The sequence below is a fragment of the Brevundimonas sp. genome, from assembly GCF_036405315.1.
Lineage (GTDB): Bacteria > Pseudomonadota > Alphaproteobacteria > Caulobacterales > Caulobacteraceae > Brevundimonas.
The window spans coordinates 1-15,516 of the sequence record NZ_DASWXW010000063.1 but is presented as its reverse complement, the minus strand read 5'-3'; the positions used below and the strand labels follow the sequence as shown (position 1 = coordinate 15,516).

The window sequence follows — 15,516 nt, the reverse complement described above, 5'->3', positions numbered from 1 at the left end:
CGCCCGGCGCCGGCCAAGCCCGCGCCCGGTCTGGACCTGGACGCCCTGGCCGGTCCGCCGCGCCAGACGCCGAACCGGGGCCGTCCGGCGACGGGTCAGCAGGGGTCGGGGACGGCCTCGCGCGCCACCGGGCCTCAGCTGGCCGCCCTGGGCGCTCAGGTGACGCCCAACTGGAATCTGAACTGCGACATGCCCGGGATGGATGATCTGGTGATCCGCGTTACGGTGCGGCTGAGCGCCGACGGGGACATCATCGGGGCGCCGCGCTTGCAGGATACGCGCAGCGACCCGACCTGGCGGGCGGCGTCGGACGCCATGCTGCGAGCGTTGCGGGCGACCTCGCCGTTCACGGTGCCGGCAGGTTTCCAGGCGCAGGACGTGCCTTTCCGGTTTGAAACCGCGCGTCAGTGCGGGGGTCGATAGGGCTTTCCGCCTTAGCGATCCTCCCCTGCGAAGCGGGGGAGGGGGCCATGCGCAGCATGGTGGAGGGGGCGAGATCGGGCGTCCACGTTTGGGCGGGGGTGACGTGGATCCGGTCTGAGCGTTGTGGTAGCGGCCGCCCCCTCCACCGCCTGCGGCGGTCCCCCTCCCCCGTGAACGGGGGAGGATTGAGCTGGGGCGGCGTTAAAGTCTGAAAGTCGCCCCATTCCGGGGCAAGCTTGTCTTTCACAAGCTGGTTTTTGTCATACGGTCTGGCGATAAGGACCGACGAGCCGTCCAACTTCCGGGAGTTCCCTATGCGTCTGCACCTTCTCCTCGCCTCGGCCGCCGCGGTCGTGATGGCGGCCCCGGCGATGGTACAGGCGCCGGCTTCCGCACAGACCCAGCCCCAGGCGACTGCGGCCGCCGCACCGATGCAGGACGTGGTGGTGGACGAGGGCGTGCTGCGGCCGCTGCAGATCGCGGTGGCGCCCTTCACGGGGCCGAACGGGCCGCAGATTTCGAGCGTGGTCAGCGGCAACCTGAAGCGGTCGGGCTTCTTTGACCCGCTGGATCCGCGCAGCTTCATCGAGACCGGCCTGACCCTGGCCAATGCGCCCAACTTCCCGCAGTGGACGACGATCGGGGCGCAAGCGGTGCTGTACGGCGGCGTCACGCCGCGCGCCGATGGTCGGGTGGACGTGGGCTTCCGCCTGTACGACCCCTACCGCCAGTGCCAGCTGGTCAGCTATCAGTTCACCGCCACTTCAGAGCAGTGGCGCCGGATCGCGCACAAGATTTCGGACGTGGTCTATCAGCGCCTGACGGGCGAGGCGGGCTTCTTCGATTCAAGGGTCCTGTTCGTGTCCGAGAGCGGCACCCAGCTGAACAAGCTGTCGCGCCTGACCATCGTCGATCAGGACGGCTACAACCCCGTCTTCCTGACCCAGGGCGACGAGGTGATCATGTCGCCGCGCTTCTCGTTCTCGAACCCCGACGAAGTGACCTATGTGGCGCTGGGCAAGGACTACAGCCGCATCTATCTTTACAACCTGTCGACCGGGCGGCGCGAAAGCCTGGGCGAGTTCGACGGTCAGGTGCTGGCGCCGCGCTTCTCGAACGACGGGTCCAAGATGGCCTTCTCGATCATCCGCGGCGGCAACACCGACGTCTATGTGATGAACCTGCGGACGCGCCAGCTGTCGCGCCTGACCTCGGACCCCGGCATCGACACCTCGCCCTCGTTCAGCCCGGACGGCAACCAGATCGTCTTCACCTCGGACCGCTCGGGCACGGCGCGGCTCTACACCATGCGGGCGGACGGCTCGGGCCAGCGCCCGATCTCGCGCGGCGGCGGCCTCTACACCGCCCCGGCCTGGAGCCCGCGCGGCGACCTGATCGCCTTCACCAAGCAGTCGGGCGGACGCTTCCACATCGGCGTGATGAAGTCGGACGGCACGGGCGAGCGCATCCTGTCGTCCAGCTATTTCGAGGAAGGCCCGTCCTGGGCGCCGAACGGCCGCTACATCGCCTTCGCGCGCCAGAGCCCCGGCGGCGACACGCGTCTGTGGACGGTGGACCTGTCGGGCCGGGTGGTGTCGCAGGCGGGCTATCAGGAGCGCGGGTCCGACCCGGCCTGGTCGGGCCTGCTGGACGCGCCGCCGGCCAATCTGGGCGTGGGGCAGGGACCCGACAGCTGCCCCGCCTGACGCTTACGGCTTCGTGAGATCACGACCGGAGCCATTCCCATAAACTGTGCGTTATCGCGGCTGGCGCGGCGCCGCGTCGCAGTCTAGCTGACCCGCATAAAGCCAAGCTTGAGGCCGCCGTCCTCAGACCGAACCAAGGAGACGACCCGATGAACACCTCGACCCTGATCAAGCTGGCCGCCGTCAGCGCCGCCGTCGCCGCCCTGGCCGCTTGCGCGCCCAAGCCCAAGGTCGAGCCGGCCGTGCCGACGCAGCCCGCCCAGCCGACCGGCCCGCAGTATCCGACCGCCCCGACCGGCCCCGTCGAAGGCGGCAACGTCGGCGCCGCCATGCCGGGTTCGGAGCAGGACTTCGTCGTCAATGTCGGCGACCGCGTCTACTTCGACCTGGACTCCTATTCGGTGCGCCCGGAGGCCCAGCCGCGTCTGGACGCCCAGGCCGCCTGGCTGTCGCGCTATCCCCAGGTCACGGTCCGCATTGAAGGCAATGCCGACGAGCGCGGCACGCGCGAATACAACCTGGCCCTGGGCGCCCGTCGCGCCGAGGCCGTCCGCAGCTATCTGATCCAGCGCGGCGTGCCCGCCGGCCGCATCGACACCATCAGCTTCGGCAAGGAGCGCCCGATCGCCGAGGGTTCGAACGAGCAGGCCTGGGCCCGGAACCGCAACGCCCACACCGCCATCGTGTCGGGCGCGCCGCGCTAACCGCGGAGCAAGGCTTGAATGACGAGAGGCGTCGGCTTTGCAGCCGGCGCCTCTTTTCTTTGAGAGCGGGGAAGATCAAAGTCCGCGCCGAATCCGGGGGGAAGAGCGTGATTGATCTGGAAGCGGCAGGCGGCGCCATGACGGGCGGAATCATTGCAGGGGCGATCGAGAAGCCGACGGGGCAGGCGGGCGAACACCATACGATCTGCGCCGACTGCGGGGCCGAGGTGACGGGCAACTTCTGCTCCAACTGCGGTCAGGCGGCGCACGTCCACCGCAGCCTGCTGCACCTGGGCGAGGAACTGCTGCACGGCGTCATGCATTTCGACGGGCGCTTCTGGCGCACCCTGCCGCTGCTGGTGCTGAACCCCGGACGGCTGACGCGGGAATGGGTGCAGGGCAAGCGGACCCGCTACGTCTCGCCGCTAGCCATGTTCCTGTTCACCCTGTTCGTCATGTTCTTCGCCCTGAGCTTCATGCCGCACTCGGAAGTGAAGCTGCAGTCCCTGCCGGAACAGATCGCCGCCCAGCGCGAGGCGATCGCCGAGGCCGAGCAGGTCGTCGTCGCCGCCCAGAAGGAGGTCGACGCGGCCGTCGCGGCGATGGAGCCCGCCGACGGCGCGCCCCCTGCGCCAAACAGCGGCGCGCGTGCCGGGGTCGCGGCCGGGGTACTGGCCGCCGCCCAGGCCGGGGTGATCAGCGAGAAGGCCAAGCTGGAGCGGCTGCAGCATGACGCCGTCGAGGGCCGCAAGGACGGCCTGACGCCCGGCAGCTGGCAGGCCCAGGTGGCCGACATCGCCGCCGACGTGGGCAAGGACGGGAACGCCAACGGCCTGACCAAGACGGTCGCCAAGAAGCTGAAGAACCCGGACCTGGCGCTCTACAAGCTGCAGCAGACCATCTACAAATTCGCCTTCCTGCTGGTGCCGCTGTCGATCCCGTTCGTGGCCCTGATGTTCCTGTGGAAGCGGGGCTTCACCCTGTACGACCACGGGGTCTTCGTCCTCTATTCGCTGACCTTCATGTCCCTGCTGCTGATGGCGGTGGTGATCGTGGCGACAACGATCAAGGGGGCGGGAGCCGCCGCAGGGCTGGCGGCGGGCCTGATCGTGCCGGTCCACATGTTCGCCCAGCTGAAGGGCGCCTACAGCCTGAAGATCTTCTCGACCCTGTGGCGGACGATCGCTCTGGTGATCTTCTGCGAGATCGCGGCGACCCTGTTCATCTTGGCCATCATCTATCTGGGCCTCGGCCACTGACCAACTCGGCCTTGCGAGCGCCGCAAATCGATGGGACGACTTGAGACATGCTGAAGCTGCCTTTTTCTAAATCCGCCGCCCTGACGGCGATTGGTCTGACCCTGATCGGGGGCGCGGTCGTCGCCCAGGTCGCGCCGATGGAGCCGGTCCAGTGGGACAAGCGCCGTCTGGATCAGCTGGACCGCAACGTCCGCCGTCTGGAGCGCGCCCTGACCCAGAGGAACGCCGCCGGCCAGCCCGTCCTGGTCGAGCCCGATCCTGAGGTTGTGGCCATGCAGGGCCAGCTTCAGATCATGGAACGCCGCCTGTCGGATCTGGAGCAGACCTTCCAGCGGGTGAACGCCGACGGCGAGCGCCTGACCTTCCAGCTGGATGAGGCGACGCGCGACAACGCCGCCCTGAGCCGTCGTCTGCGCGATCTGGAAGGCCGGGTCGAGCGCGCCGAGAAGGCGGCGCAGGAAGAGGCCGAGCTGAACGGGCCGATCGTCGCCAACTCGCCGACCGGCGACGCGTCCCAGGACCTGACGGCGGCGCTGCGCCTGCTGGGGACCGACGGGGCGCGCGGGCAGCGGGCGCTGGAGACGGTCATCGTGACCTGGCCCAATACGCCGCAGTCGCGCGAGGCAAACTCGCGTCTGGGCGACCTGCATGTGGCGGCGCGCGACAACGCCGCCGCCGTGCCCGCCTACGCCGCCGCCCTGAACGGCTGGCCGCGCACGCCCTGGGCGCCTGAGACGACGCTGAAGCTGGCCGAGGCCCTGCGCGCCACCGACCGGGCCACCCAGGCCTGCGGCGCCCTGACCGAGTTCACGCGCCGCTACGCCGAGACGGCGACGGCGGCGCAGAAGACCCGCGCCACGCAACTGCGCACGCGGGCGAACTGCAGCTGACGCCAGACGACGCCGACGGCCTGACCAGCCGGGTCTTGGCCCGGCTGGACGCGCGGCTGGATGCAGGCAGGGGCGAGCCGGTCGCGCTGGCCCTGTCGGGCGGGGGCGATTCCCTGGCCCTGCTGCATCTGGCGGCGGACTGGGCGAAGGCGCGCGGGCGGCGGCTGCTGGCCTTGACGGTCGATCACAATCTCAATCCTCAAAGCGCGAACTGGTCCGGGTTCGCGGGCGAGGCGGCACGCGCGCTGGGGGCCGACTGGCGCGGTCTGAGCTGGGACGAGGCCGGGCCAGGACCGGGCCTGACGGCGCGGGCGCGGACAGCGCGGCATGGGCTGATCGCCGAGGCGGCGCGGGCGGCGGGGGCGAAGGTCGTGCTGCTGGCCCACACCAACGACGACGCGGCCGAGGCCGACTGGATGCGGGCGCGCGGCTCGACCCTGGGGCGGGTGCGCGAGTGGTCGCCCTCGCCGGTCTGGCCTCAGGGGCGGGGGCTGATGCTGCTGCGGCCCCTGCTGGACGAGCGGCGCCAGGCCTTGCGGGACTATCTGACGGCGCGGGGGCAGGGCTGGATCGAGGACCCGGCCAATGCGGACGCGCGGTTCGGGCGCAGCCGGGCGCGGGCGGCCTTGGCGGGCGGCTTGGCGACGGACGAGGTTGGCGTGACCCTCCCCACGCGGTCGCTGCGCGACCCCCCTCCCCATGAAGGGGCGGGCGAGCGGGCGAGTCTGGCCTGGGCGGGCGTGCTGGAAATCCCCCGCGACGCCTCGGCGTCCACCCTGGCGGCGGCCCTGTTGTGCGCGGGGGGCGGGGCGACGCCGCCGCGCGGGGAGAAGCTGGCGGCGTTGAAGGCGCGGCTGGCGGGGGGCGAGGATTTCGTTGCGGGGTTGGCGGGGGCGCGGGTCGAGGCGGACGGCGCCTCGGTGCGGCTGATGCGCGAGCCGGGGGAGATGCGGCGTCGGCCGCCTGCGCTCCTGACGCCGGAGCCGGGCGTCGCCGCCGTCTGGGACGGGCGGTTCGAGATCACGGCGCGCGAGCCGGGCTGGCGCGTCGAGGCGGCGGCGGGAAGGCTGGCGCGGTTGTCGGAGGCGGATCGGCGCGTGCTGGCGGGGCTGCCGGCGGCGGCGCGCCGGGGGCTGCCCGTGCTGATCCGGGACGGCGGGGATGCGCCGGTTCTTGCATGGCGGGGGGCGAGCGTGCGGGCCCTGGGGGTGCGGCGCCTGGACCTGGCCTTGGGCGAAACGACGCAGGAGAACGACCTCTTTCACCCCATGCATGGCGAAACCGCGCCGACTGACCTATTTTCTTAGAAAGACTGCTGATCGGCGGAGCCTCAGGGCGCGCGCCGAGAAACCGAGGACCGAATGAATCTGCGTAACTTCGCCATCTGGGGCGTGATCCTGCTGGGTCTGGTCGCGGTTTACGCCGCCATCGGCCAGAACGGCGGCGCGGCCATGCCGGGCGCCAAGGCCGCGGCGGCGGGCCGTCCCGATCCCATCACCTATTCGCAACTGATCGCCGCCATCAACGGTCAGGAGATCAAGACGGCGACGGTGCGCGGCGACACGGTCAGCGGCGTCTACAAGAACGACAGCAAGTTCACGACCGTCACGCCTCTGCCCAACGCCGACATCATCGACAAGATGCAGGCGGCGGGCGCCGCCGTGGACGTCAAGAGCACGCGCCAGCCCTGGTGGTCGGGCCTGCTGGGCCTGCTGCTGCCGGTGGCGCTGATCATCGCCTTCTGGTTCTTCATCATGAACCGGATGCAGGGCGGGGCGAAGGGCGCCATGGGCTTCGGCAAGTCCAAGGCCAAGCTGCTGACCGAGCACAAGGGCCGCAAGACCTTTGACGACGTCGCCGGCGTGGACGAGGCCAAGGAAGAACTGCAGGAGGTCGTCGACTTCCTGAAGGACCCGGCCAAGTTCCAGCGTCTGGGCGGCAAGATTCCCAAGGGCGCCTTGCTGGTCGGCCCTCCCGGCACCGGCAAGACCCTGCTGGCCCGCGCCGTCGCGGGCGAGGCGGGCGTGCCCTTCTTCTCGATCTCGGGTTCGGACTTCGTCGAGATGTTCGTCGGCGTCGGCGCCAGCCGCGTCCGCGACATGTTCGAGCAGGCCAAGAAGAACGCGCCCTGCATCATCTTCATCGATGAAATCGACGCCGTGGGTCGTCACCGTGGCGCAGGCCTCGGCGGCGGTAACGACGAGCGCGAACAGACGCTGAACCAGCTGCTGGTCGAGATGGACGGGTTTGAGTCCAACGAGGGCATCATCCTGATCGCGGCGACCAACCGTCCCGACGTTCTGGACCCGGCCCTGCTGCGTCCCGGCCGCTTCGACCGTCAGGTCGTGGTGCCGAACCCCGACGTCTCGGGCCGCGAACGCATCCTGCGCGTGCACATGAAGGACGTGCCGCTGGCCGCCGACGTCAACGTCAAGACGATCGCGCGAGGCACGCCGGGCTTCTCGGGCGCTGACCTGGCCAATCTGGTCAACGAAGCCGCCCTGATGGCCGCCCGCAAGGACCGCCGCATGGTCACGCACCGCGACTTCGAGGACGCCAAGGACAAGGTCATGATGGGCGCCGAGCGCAAGTCTATGGCCATGAACGAGGAAGAGAAGCGTCTGACCGCCTATCACGAAGGCGGCCACGCCATCGTCGCCATCAACGTCAAGATGGCCGATCCGGTGCACAAGGCGACCATCGTCCCGCGCGGACAGGCCCTGGGCATGGTGATGCAGCTGCCGGAAGGCGACCGCTATTCCATGAAGTACCAGCAGATGGTCGACCGCATCGCCATCATGGCCGGCGGCCGCGTGGCCGAGGAGCTGATCTTCGGCAAGGAGAACATCACCTCGGGCGCCAGCTCCGACATCCAGCAGGCGACCAAGCTGGCGCGCCGCATGGTGACGCAGTGGGGCTTCTCGGACGTCTTGGGGACTGTGGCCTATGGCGAGAACGAGCAGGAGGTCTTCCTGGGCCACTCGGTCGCGCGCAGCCAGAACATCTCTGAGGAAACCGCGCGTCTGATCGACAGCGAGGTCAAGAAGCTGGTCACGTCCGGGTGGGACGAGGCGCGTCAGATCCTGACCGACAAGGCCGCGGATCTGGAGAAGCTGGCCCAGGCCTTGCTGGAATACGAGACCCTGTCGGGTCAGGAGATCACCGACCTGCTGGAAAAGGGGATCACCCCGAACCGCGACGAGGCCAACTCGCCCGTGCCGGGGCCCTCGGTCTCGGTGCCGGTGACGCCGACGGACGAGCCGGTGGCGGCGGAGCCGGTCGCCGCGCCGGCGACCAGCGTGCCGACCGCCTGATCCGTCGCACCGGCGGAAACGAACGAGGGGCGCGCCGCGAGGTGCGCCCCTTTTTCATGCTCGTCGCGCGCCGCGCGCCGGCGTCAGCGCCGGCGCAGGGCCTTTCAGTGGGCGATGGACTCGATGGGATCGGGGTCTTCAATGAGGATCGGCGTCAGCTTGCGGGTTTCGCCCGACGGGTCCGGCCAGAGGATGGACTGGCCTTCCTTGAGGCCGATCAGGCCGGCGCCGACGTGGGACAGGACAGAGACGCGGCCGGCGTCGATGTCGGCCTCGCGCGGGAGCACCAGTTGGACGCGGCGCACCTCGGGGTGGCGGTCGTCGGCGTAGTGGAGCCAGCGGTTCAGCGTCACCACGTCGTGCGGCAGGTCGGCGGTCTCGCAGACCTCGGCGCGGTCCAGTTCCTGTTGCAGCAGGCCGGCGGGGCCGGTTCCGGGCAGGTCGCCGACAAGACGGTCGAGGGCGTCGAAGTCCTGGCGGCTGAGGACGATGGCGGGCAGGGCCGGAGGGCGGCCGCGGGGTTTGGAGGCGGTCATTTCGGTTCTCGATGTGAAGAAGGGCAAGAAGGTGTCAGGCGGCCGTGGGGCCGTCGTCGTCGTCGCCGTCGCCGGGGGGCGCTGGCTCGGGCGAGGATACCGGCGGCGTCGCAGGGCGCCGGAAAGGCAGGATGTCGGCGCCGCGTGCGGGCGGATCGTCTTGAAGTGGGGTCATGGCAGGCGTGTTCGCGGACGGCCGGCGGGCGGCGTGCGCGATCCTGATGTTAGGGAACTAGGGAAGAATGCGAAGCGACGCGCCCCGTAGCGGGCGACAGCGCAGGCTGGCCGCTACGGGTTAGATGCCTTCGACGCGGCGACCCGCGTGGGTGAGGCGTCGAGCCTGGCTGACGAAACGTTCCATAGTGGTTAGAGGCTGGGCCTCGGCGCGCGGAAAGTCAAACCGGCGCCTTGGGAGTTCTTGTCGCATGAGCCTTCAATCCCTCGTGAAGCCGCCGTTGGTCCCACCGCTTGTGATGGGCATCGTCAACGTGACGCCGGACAGTTTTTCCGACGGCGGGCGGCTGGCGACGCAGGAGGCGGCGCTGGCCCACGCCCTGCGGCTGATCGAACAGGGGGCCGAGGTTCTGGACGTGGGCGGCGAGAGCACGCGGCCGGGCTCTGAGCCGGTGAGCGAGGATCAGGAGATCATGCGCACCCTGCCGCTGATCACCGCCCTGCGCGCCCGCTGGGGCGGGGTGATCAGCATCGACACCATGAAGCCGGGCGTGGCGCGGGCCGCCGTCGCCGCCGGGGCGAGGATGTGGAACGACGTGACGGCCCTGAGCCACGCGCCCGACAGTCTGGCGACCGCCGCCGAACTGGGCTGCGAGGTGGTGCTGATGCACATGAAGGGCGAACCCAAGACCATGCAGGACGACCCGCGCTATGGCGACGTGGTCGGCGAGGTCGTGGCCCATCTGGCGGCGCGGGCCGAGGCGGCGATGGCGGCGGGGGTGGCGCGCGACAGGATCTGGCTGGACCCCGGCATCGGCTTCGCCAAGACGACGGCGCACAATCTGGCGGTGACGGCGCGGCTGGAGGCCCTAGTCGATCTGGGCTTCCCGGTGCTCTACGCCGCCAGCCGCAAGCGGACCATTCAGGGCGTGGACGCCACGGCGGTCGCAGCCACCGACCGGCTGGGCGGCTCGCTGGCCCTGGCGCTGGAGGGGGCGCGGCGCGGGGCCAGGATGGTGCGCGTCCACGACGTGCGCGAGACGGTGCAAGCGCTGAAGATCCAGGCGGCGGTGGCGAACGCGGGCTGAAACCGGTTGCCCCGGCCCGGCGGCTGGGTCATGCAGCCGTCATGTCCTGGCTTTTGTCTTTCAATCCGTGGGCCGTGCTGATCATCGCGGGTCTGTTCGAGGTCATGTGGGCCTCGGGCATCAAATATGTGGGCGTGCAGCGGCCGCTGATCTCGCTGGGCGTGGGCGCGGCCCTGGTCGCCAGCATGGTCGGGCTGTGGATCGCCACGCAGAAACTGCCGGTGGGCACGGCCTATGCGGTATGGACCGGCATCGGCGCCGTGGGCGCGGCGGCGGTCGGCATCGTGGTCTATGGCGAGCCGGCGACGGCGGTGCGGGCCGTGTGCATCCTGCTGATCGTGGCCGGCATCGTCGGACTGAAACTGTTTTCGGGAGCGGCGGCATGAGTGAACACAACCTCCCTCAAGCAGCCGACCGCCGCGCGGGCGGCGATAGGGAAACCAACCTCCCTCGAGCAGCCTCCGACCGCGTCGGAGACGATAGGGACCAAAAGAAAGGCCGGGTTCTGATCATCGCCGGGTCCGACTCCGGCGGCGGCGCGGGCGTGCAGGCCGACATCAAGGCCGTCACCATGCTGGGCGGGTTCGCCGCCACGGCGATCACGGCGATCACCATTCAGAACACGATGGGGGTTCACGGGGTCTATCCCCTGCCGATCGACGTCATCGAGGCCCAGGCCAAGGCCGTGCTGGACGACATCGGCGCCGACGCGTTGAAGACCGGGATGCTGGGCTCGGTCGAGGTGGTCGAGGCGGTGGCGGGCCTGATCGACTACGCCGACAACGTGCCGACGGTGGTGGACCCGGTGATGATCGCCAAGGGCGGTTCGCCCCTGCTGGAGGATCGTGCGGTCGAGGCGGTGCGGCGGCTGATGGTGCCGCGCGCGGCCCTGCTGACCCCCAATGCGCCCGAGGCCGAGGCCCTGACCGGGATCGCCGTCGCCGATCTGGACGGCCAGCGCCGGGCGGGCGAGGCCTTGCTGGAGATGGGCGCGATGGCGGTGCTGATGAAGGGCGGCCATGTGCCGGGCGAGACGGTGATCGACCTGTTGCTGACGCGCGACGGCGAGACGGTGCTGGAGAGCGAACGCATCGACACGCGCCACACCCACGGCACCGGCTGCACCCTGGCCAGCGCCTGCGCCGCCGGGATCGCCAAGGGCCTGCCGCTGCAGACCGCCGTCGCCGAGGCCTGGGCCTATGTGGCCGAAGCTATCCGCCGCGCGCCGGGCCTGGGCCAGGGGCATGGGCCGCTGGATCACGGCTGGCCGTTGCGAGATCGCTAGGTTTTTCCTCCCCATTTTATGGGGAGGTGGCGCGGCGCTGAAGGCGACGTGACGGAGGGGGCGACTCCACGTCAACCGATTGCGCCGGCCCCTCCACCGCTGCGCGGTCCCCCTCCCCATGAAATGGGGAGGAAAGAGGTTGGCGCGCTCGCGGAATCGCCATCTCTGCCGCCCATGACCCTTGAGACCCGACTGATCGAGATCGTCCGCGCCGACCCGGCGCTGATGCATGTGCTGGGCGTGATGCGGGACCTGGACCTGCCGGACTGGCGGCTGTTTTCGGGGGCGGTCTATCAGGCGGTGTGGAACGCCCGGACGGGGCGGGCGACGGGCTATGGGATCAAGGACTACGACATCGGCTATTTCGATCCTGATGTCTCGTGGGACGCCGAGGACGTGGTCATCAAGCGGGTCGCCGCCGCCTTCGAGCCGCCGGTGCGCGAACAGGTCGAGGTGCGCAATCAGGCGCGGGTGCATCTGTGGTTCGAGGGTAGGTTCGGCGAGCCCTATGAGGCCCTGACCTGCACGGACGACGCCCCGGCGCGGTTCGTGGCGCCGGCCTTCGCTGTCGGGGTGCGGCTGGAGGCGGACGACGCGATCAGCGTGGTCGCGCCCTTCGGGCTGGAGGACGTGTTCGACCTGACCATCCGGCCCAATCCGACGCGGGGCCTGGCCAAGGGGTGGGACAAGGTGGTCGCCAGCGCGCGCGGGCGCTGGCCGGAGATCAGGGTGGTGATCTGACGTTCTTCTCCCTCAAGGGGAGAAGGGCGAATAAGAAAAGGGCGCGAGCCTTGCGGATCGCGCCCCTTGGTCAGTCGTCAGTGGCGGCGGCCGTCGTGGTCGTTGCGCTCGTAGCGGACCTTGTCGGACAGGCGGTCGTAGCGACGGTCCAGGTCCTGGCGCTCCCAGCGGGTCAGGCCGCCGCGCATGTAGTGGCGCTCCAGGCGGACCAGGCTGTCCAGCTCGTCCTGCAGACGCGAGGCCTCGCGGCGGCTGAGCTGGCGGTTGCGGACGCCCTGATCGATGCGGCGGTCCAGGTTGTGCTTGCGCTGGGCGATGGCGTTCCAGCCGTTGTAGTTCTGCTCATAGCCGTGGCCCCGGTCGTAGTCGCGCGACGGGCCGTGGCGGTCATAGGCCCCGCCATAGGATTGGGCGGCGGCGGGCAGGGCGGCCGAGGTGACAGCGACGGCCAGGGCGGGGATCAGCAGCTTCTTCATGGTCTTGCTCCTTCGGTTCGTCGCAACCGGATCGGCTGCGTTGATCCCAAAAGACCACCCGACGGCTGAGCCGCATCTGAACGGCGCGTTTCAGGCAGGGTTCATCAGTATGAGAAGTTCGTCATCTTCGCGCGGCGCCCGCCTGTGGGGCGAATGGGCGACAGCGACGGAGAATCCGCCCTGGTGCGTTCCTTGTCCGGATGAACAGCGGTAGACTGCGCGTTCAGCCCCTGTTCAGAGGCCCCTGTCTAGAAGACAACCCATGATGCGTATTCGAGCCCTCCTGCTGGCCGGCCTGATCGCCCTCGTTCCCCTGACGGAGGCGGCGGCCCAGTCGCGCGGCCGCGACCGGGATCGCGATCAGGATCGTCGTGAAGAGCCCCGGAACTATCCCGGTCAGGGCTTCCGCGACGCGCCGCGTTCGGCGCCGCGCGCGGACCCCGGCGACATCGCCCGTCGCGTCCAGTCGGGCCGTCCCGGCCGGATGCTGGGCGTCAGCCAGCGCGGCGGCGACTATGTGGTGCGCTGGGAATATCCGGGCGGGCGCGTGTCGGACATACAGGTTGACGGCCAGTCCGGCCGGGTTCGCGGAGACGACTGAATGCGGGTGCTGCTTGTCGAGGACGACGTCGATCTGTCGCGCCAGCTGAAGACCGCGCTGGCCGACGCCGGATACGCCGTCGACCACGCGCCCGACGGCGAGGAGGCCTGGTTCCTGGGCGACACCGAACCCTATGACGTGGTGGTGCTGGATCTGGGCCTGCCCAAGATCGACGGCGTGTCGGTGCTGGAGCGTTGGCGCCGCGAGGGCAAGACCACGCCGGTGCTGATCCTGACGGCGCGCGGCGCCTGGTCGGACAAGGTGGCGGGCTTTGACGCCGGGGCCGACGACTATCTGACCAAGCCCTTCCACACCGAAGAATTGCTGGCCCGCCTGCGCGCCCTGCTGCGCCGCTCGGCCGGCCATGCGGCGGCGACCCTGACCTGCGGAGGCCTGCGCCTGGACCCGCGCGCGGCGCGGGCGACGGTCAACGGCGAACCGCTGCGTCTGACCTCGCTGGAATACCGCCTGCTGCACTACATGATGATGCATCAGGGGCGGGTCATCAGCCGCACTGAGCTGGTCGAGCACCTGTACGATCAGGACTTCGACCGCGATTCCAACACCATCGAGGTCTTTGTCGGGCGGTTGAGGAAGAAGATCGGTTCGGACCGGATCGAGACGGTGCGCGGTCTGGGCTATCGCCTGTCGCCGCTGGCCGGCGAAAGCGACGCGGCCTGATCGCGGGATGAACGACGCCGGGGCGGCCGAAGCGCCCGCCAAGCCGCACAGGAACGAATGGGGCCGCTGGTTCGGGCGGCCGGGCAAGTCGCTGACCCGGCGGCTGATCTGGCTGGCCTCGGCCTGGATTCTGGTCGCCCTGCTGGTCACGGGCGTTGTGCTGACATCGGTGTTCCAGGAATCGGCGTTGCGGCGGCTGGGCAACATGCTGGGCGACACCATCGACGAGGCGGTGGTCGCGGCGACCATCACGCCGGAGGGCGAGGTCTTCGTCGGCGAGATTCAGGACGCGCGCACCCAGCGCCTGCTGTCCGGCAAATACTGGATGGTGGCCGAGCAAGGCCCGGGCGGACGGTTGCAGGTGGTGGCGCGTTCGGCCTCGCTGGGCCGGGCCGATCTGGAATACGCGCCCGATCTGACTGAGCGGCTGACGGCCGCCTTCGGCCAGACCGTCAGCTACAACGCCGAGGACGGGCCCAAGGGCGAGCCCCTGCGCATCGCCGCCAGCATGAAGCAGCTGCCGGGCCGCACCGCGCCGGTGGTCTTCTTCGCCGGGGTGGACCGCTCCGACATCGACGCCGACACGCGTCAGTTCGCCACCGTGACCTGGGTGGCCATGCTGCTGCTGGGGGCCGGCCTGGTTTCGGCGGTCTTCATCCAGGTGCGGGTGGGCCTGCGCCCCCTGTTCGACCTGCGCGACGAGATTTCGGACGTGCGTAAAGGAAGATCGCACCGGGTCGAGGGCGTCTATCCGCTGGAAATCCAGCCCCTGGCCGAACAGGTCAACCGGCTGCTGACCCACAATCAGGAGACGGTGGAGCGCCAGCGCACCCACGTCGGCAACCTGGCCCATGCGCTGAAGACGCCGCTGGCGGTCATGCTGGCCGAGGCCGGGAGCAGCGAAGGCGTCCTGCCCGACATGGTGCGCAAGCAGACCCGGGTCATGCAGGATCAGGTGGACCACCACCTGCGCCGCGCCCGCGCCGCCGCCCGCGCCGCCCATGGCCTGGGCGAGCGCACGCCCGTGGGCGAGGTGCTGGACGAGCTGGCCGTCATGCTGGAGCGGGTGTTCGAGACCAAGGGGGTCGAGATCGACTGGCGCGCGCCCGACGACCTGGCCTTCCTGGGCGAGCGTCAGGACCTGCAGGAGATCTTCGGCAACCTGATCGAGAACGCCGCCAAATGGTGCAAACGCCGGGTGCGGATTTCAGCCGGGGCCTCGGTGCCCGGTCAGATGATCGTGGTGGTCGAGGACGACGGGCCGGGCCTGCCCGCCGACCAGCGCGACGCCGCCCTGAAACGCGGTACGCGGATGGACGAGGACACGCCGGGCACGGGCCTGGGCCTGTCCATCGTCGAGGACCTGACGCGGGCCTACGGCGGCCGAGTGACGCTGGCCGACAGCGACATGGGGGGGCTCAAGGTGCTGCTGGAGCTGCCCGCGGCGGAGGCCTAGGGCCGTTTTCGTCCGTAAGGGTCGCGCTGAAGGTCAGCTAAGGGTGGTTAGCGGACAACGCTCTGGTAGGTTGAGCCCATGCGAGAGGGCGAGCGATGTCACATAGCGGCTACGTCGGGGTCCACGTGTTACTGGTCTACGTATTGCCGGTGGCGCTCGTGATCGGAGCGATCTTCGCGTTC

General features: G+C 69.8%; 15 protein-coding genes and 1 pseudogene. 14 read left to right on the top strand and 2 right to left on the bottom strand.

Annotated features, from left to right (window positions below; genetic code table 11):
• From VGE49_RS04425 to ftsH, 7 genes and pseudogenes are all read left to right on the top strand, one after another.
• Positions 1–423, top strand: a pseudogene (locus tag VGE49_RS04425) (hypothetical protein); the annotation flags it as partial.
• A gap of 314 nt (positions 424–737) precedes the next feature.
• A complete protein-coding gene (gene tolB, locus VGE49_RS04420; protein WP_331033369.1) occupies positions 738–2,129 on the top strand; it encodes a Tol-Pal system beta propeller repeat protein TolB in 1,392 nt (463 codons plus the stop codon).
• 149 nt (positions 2,130–2,278) lie between these two features.
• Positions 2,279–2,833: a peptidoglycan-associated lipoprotein Pal gene (pal, locus tag VGE49_RS04415; protein ID WP_331033368.1), complete on the top strand. Its 555-nt coding sequence runs from the start codon at positions 2,279–2,281 to the stop codon at positions 2,831–2,833.
• A 137-nt stretch (positions 2,834–2,970) separates the two neighbouring features.
• Complete coding sequence (locus tag VGE49_RS04410; protein WP_331033367.1) at positions 2,971–4,092, top strand: DUF3667 domain-containing protein; 1,122 nt, start codon at positions 2,971–2,973, stop codon at positions 4,090–4,092.
• A 47-nt stretch (positions 4,093–4,139) separates the two neighbouring features.
• Complete coding sequence (locus VGE49_RS04405) at positions 4,140–4,982, top strand: tol-pal system YbgF family protein (protein WP_331033366.1); 843 nt, start codon at positions 4,140–4,142, stop codon at positions 4,980–4,982.
• A gap of 35 nt (positions 4,983–5,017) precedes the next feature.
• On the top strand, positions 5,018–6,289 hold the full coding sequence (gene tilS / locus VGE49_RS04400) for a tRNA lysidine(34) synthetase TilS (protein WP_331033365.1): 1,272 nt from the start codon (positions 5,018–5,020) through the stop codon (positions 6,287–6,289).
• Positions 6,290–6,343: 54 nt separating this feature from the next.
• Positions 6,344–8,296, top strand: a complete 1,953-nt coding sequence (gene ftsH / locus VGE49_RS04395; RefSeq protein WP_331033364.1) for an ATP-dependent zinc metalloprotease FtsH — start codon at positions 6,344–6,346, stop codon at positions 8,294–8,296.
• Between the two features lie 104 nt (positions 8,297–8,400).
• Here ftsH and VGE49_RS04390 read toward each other — a convergent pair whose 3' ends face one another.
• A complete protein-coding gene (locus tag VGE49_RS04390) occupies positions 8,401–8,832 on the bottom strand; it encodes a GreA/GreB family elongation factor (protein ID WP_331033363.1) in 432 nt (143 codons plus the stop codon).
• Between the two features lie 425 nt (positions 8,833–9,257).
• Here VGE49_RS04390 and folP point away from each other — a divergent pair, with 425 nt between their 5' ends.
• From folP to VGE49_RS04370, 4 genes are all read left to right on the top strand, one after another.
• A complete protein-coding gene (gene folP / locus VGE49_RS04385) occupies positions 9,258–10,094 on the top strand; it encodes a dihydropteroate synthase (RefSeq protein ID WP_331033362.1) in 837 nt (278 codons plus the stop codon).
• A gap of 41 nt (positions 10,095–10,135) precedes the next feature.
• Positions 10,136–10,480: a DMT family transporter gene (locus VGE49_RS04380; RefSeq protein ID WP_331033361.1), complete on the top strand. Its 345-nt coding sequence runs from the start codon at positions 10,136–10,138 to the stop codon at positions 10,478–10,480.
• Positions 10,477–11,379: a bifunctional hydroxymethylpyrimidine kinase/phosphomethylpyrimidine kinase gene (gene thiD, locus VGE49_RS04375; RefSeq protein ID WP_331033360.1), complete on the top strand. Its 903-nt coding sequence runs from the start codon at positions 10,477–10,479 to the stop codon at positions 11,377–11,379. The genes VGE49_RS04380 and thiD overlap by 4 nt, the downstream gene beginning before the upstream one ends.
• Before the next feature lie 174 nt (positions 11,380–11,553).
• Positions 11,554–12,120, top strand: a complete 567-nt coding sequence (locus VGE49_RS04370) for a nucleotidyltransferase family protein (RefSeq protein ID WP_331033359.1) — start codon at positions 11,554–11,556, stop codon at positions 12,118–12,120.
• A 77-nt stretch (positions 12,121–12,197) separates the two neighbouring features.
• Here VGE49_RS04370 and VGE49_RS04365 read toward each other — a convergent pair whose 3' ends face one another.
• On the bottom strand, positions 12,198–12,596 hold the full coding sequence (locus VGE49_RS04365; RefSeq protein WP_331033358.1) for a hypothetical protein: 399 nt from the start codon (positions 12,594–12,596) through the stop codon (positions 12,198–12,200).
• 262 nt (positions 12,597–12,858) lie between these two features.
• On the opposite strand from VGE49_RS04365, the gene VGE49_RS04360 reads away from it, so the two are divergent.
• Genes VGE49_RS04360 through VGE49_RS04350 form a run of 3 tightly spaced genes read left to right on the top strand, consistent with a single transcriptional unit; the run spans position 12,859 to position 15,334 of the window.
• Complete coding sequence (locus VGE49_RS04360; RefSeq protein ID WP_331033357.1) at positions 12,859–13,197, top strand: hypothetical protein; 339 nt, start codon at positions 12,859–12,861, stop codon at positions 13,195–13,197.
• Positions 13,198–13,878, top strand: coding sequence for a response regulator transcription factor (locus VGE49_RS04355; protein ID WP_296177883.1), 681 nt, complete (start codon positions 13,198–13,200; stop codon positions 13,876–13,878).
• 7 nt (positions 13,879–13,885) lie between these two features.
• On the top strand, positions 13,886–15,334 hold the full coding sequence (locus VGE49_RS04350) for a sensor histidine kinase (protein WP_331033356.1): 1,449 nt from the start codon (positions 13,886–13,888) through the stop codon (positions 15,332–15,334).
• Positions 15,335–15,516 lie beyond the last annotated feature (182 nt).

Bases quoted from the DNA above. Each gene is read 5' to 3' on its own strand.
- tolB (WP_331033369.1), top strand. From the start codon at position 738: ATGCGTCTGCACCTTCTCCTCGCCTCGGCCGCCGCGGTCGTGATGGCG.
- pal (WP_331033368.1), top strand. From the start codon at position 2,279: ATGAACACCTCGACCCTGATCAAGCTGGCCGCCGTCAGCGCCGCCGTC.
- VGE49_RS04410 (WP_331033367.1), top strand. From the start codon at position 2,971: ATGACGGGCGGAATCATTGCAGGGGCGATCGAGAAGCCGACGGGGCAG.
- VGE49_RS04405 (WP_331033366.1), top strand. From the start codon at position 4,140: ATGCTGAAGCTGCCTTTTTCTAAATCCGCCGCCCTGACGGCGATTGGT.
- ftsH (WP_331033364.1), top strand. From the start codon at position 6,344: ATGAATCTGCGTAACTTCGCCATCTGGGGCGTGATCCTGCTGGGTCTG.
- VGE49_RS04390 (WP_331033363.1), bottom strand. From the start codon at position 8,832: ATGACCGCCTCCAAACCCCGCGGCCGCCCTCCGGCCCTGCCCGCCATC.
- folP (WP_331033362.1), top strand. From the start codon at position 9,258: ATGAGCCTTCAATCCCTCGTGAAGCCGCCGTTGGTCCCACCGCTTGTG.
- VGE49_RS04380 (WP_331033361.1), top strand. From the start codon at position 10,136: ATGTCCTGGCTTTTGTCTTTCAATCCGTGGGCCGTGCTGATCATCGCG.
- thiD (WP_331033360.1), top strand. From the start codon at position 10,477: ATGAGTGAACACAACCTCCCTCAAGCAGCCGACCGCCGCGCGGGCGGC.
- VGE49_RS04370 (WP_331033359.1), top strand. From the start codon at position 11,554: ATGACCCTTGAGACCCGACTGATCGAGATCGTCCGCGCCGACCCGGCG.
- VGE49_RS04365 (WP_331033358.1), bottom strand. From the start codon at position 12,596: ATGAAGAAGCTGCTGATCCCCGCCCTGGCCGTCGCTGTCACCTCGGCC.
- VGE49_RS04360 (WP_331033357.1), top strand. From the start codon at position 12,859: ATGATGCGTATTCGAGCCCTCCTGCTGGCCGGCCTGATCGCCCTCGTT.
- VGE49_RS04355 (WP_296177883.1), top strand. From the start codon at position 13,198: ATGCGGGTGCTGCTTGTCGAGGACGACGTCGATCTGTCGCGCCAGCTG.
- VGE49_RS04350 (WP_331033356.1), top strand. From the start codon at position 13,886: ATGAACGACGCCGGGGCGGCCGAAGCGCCCGCCAAGCCGCACAGGAAC.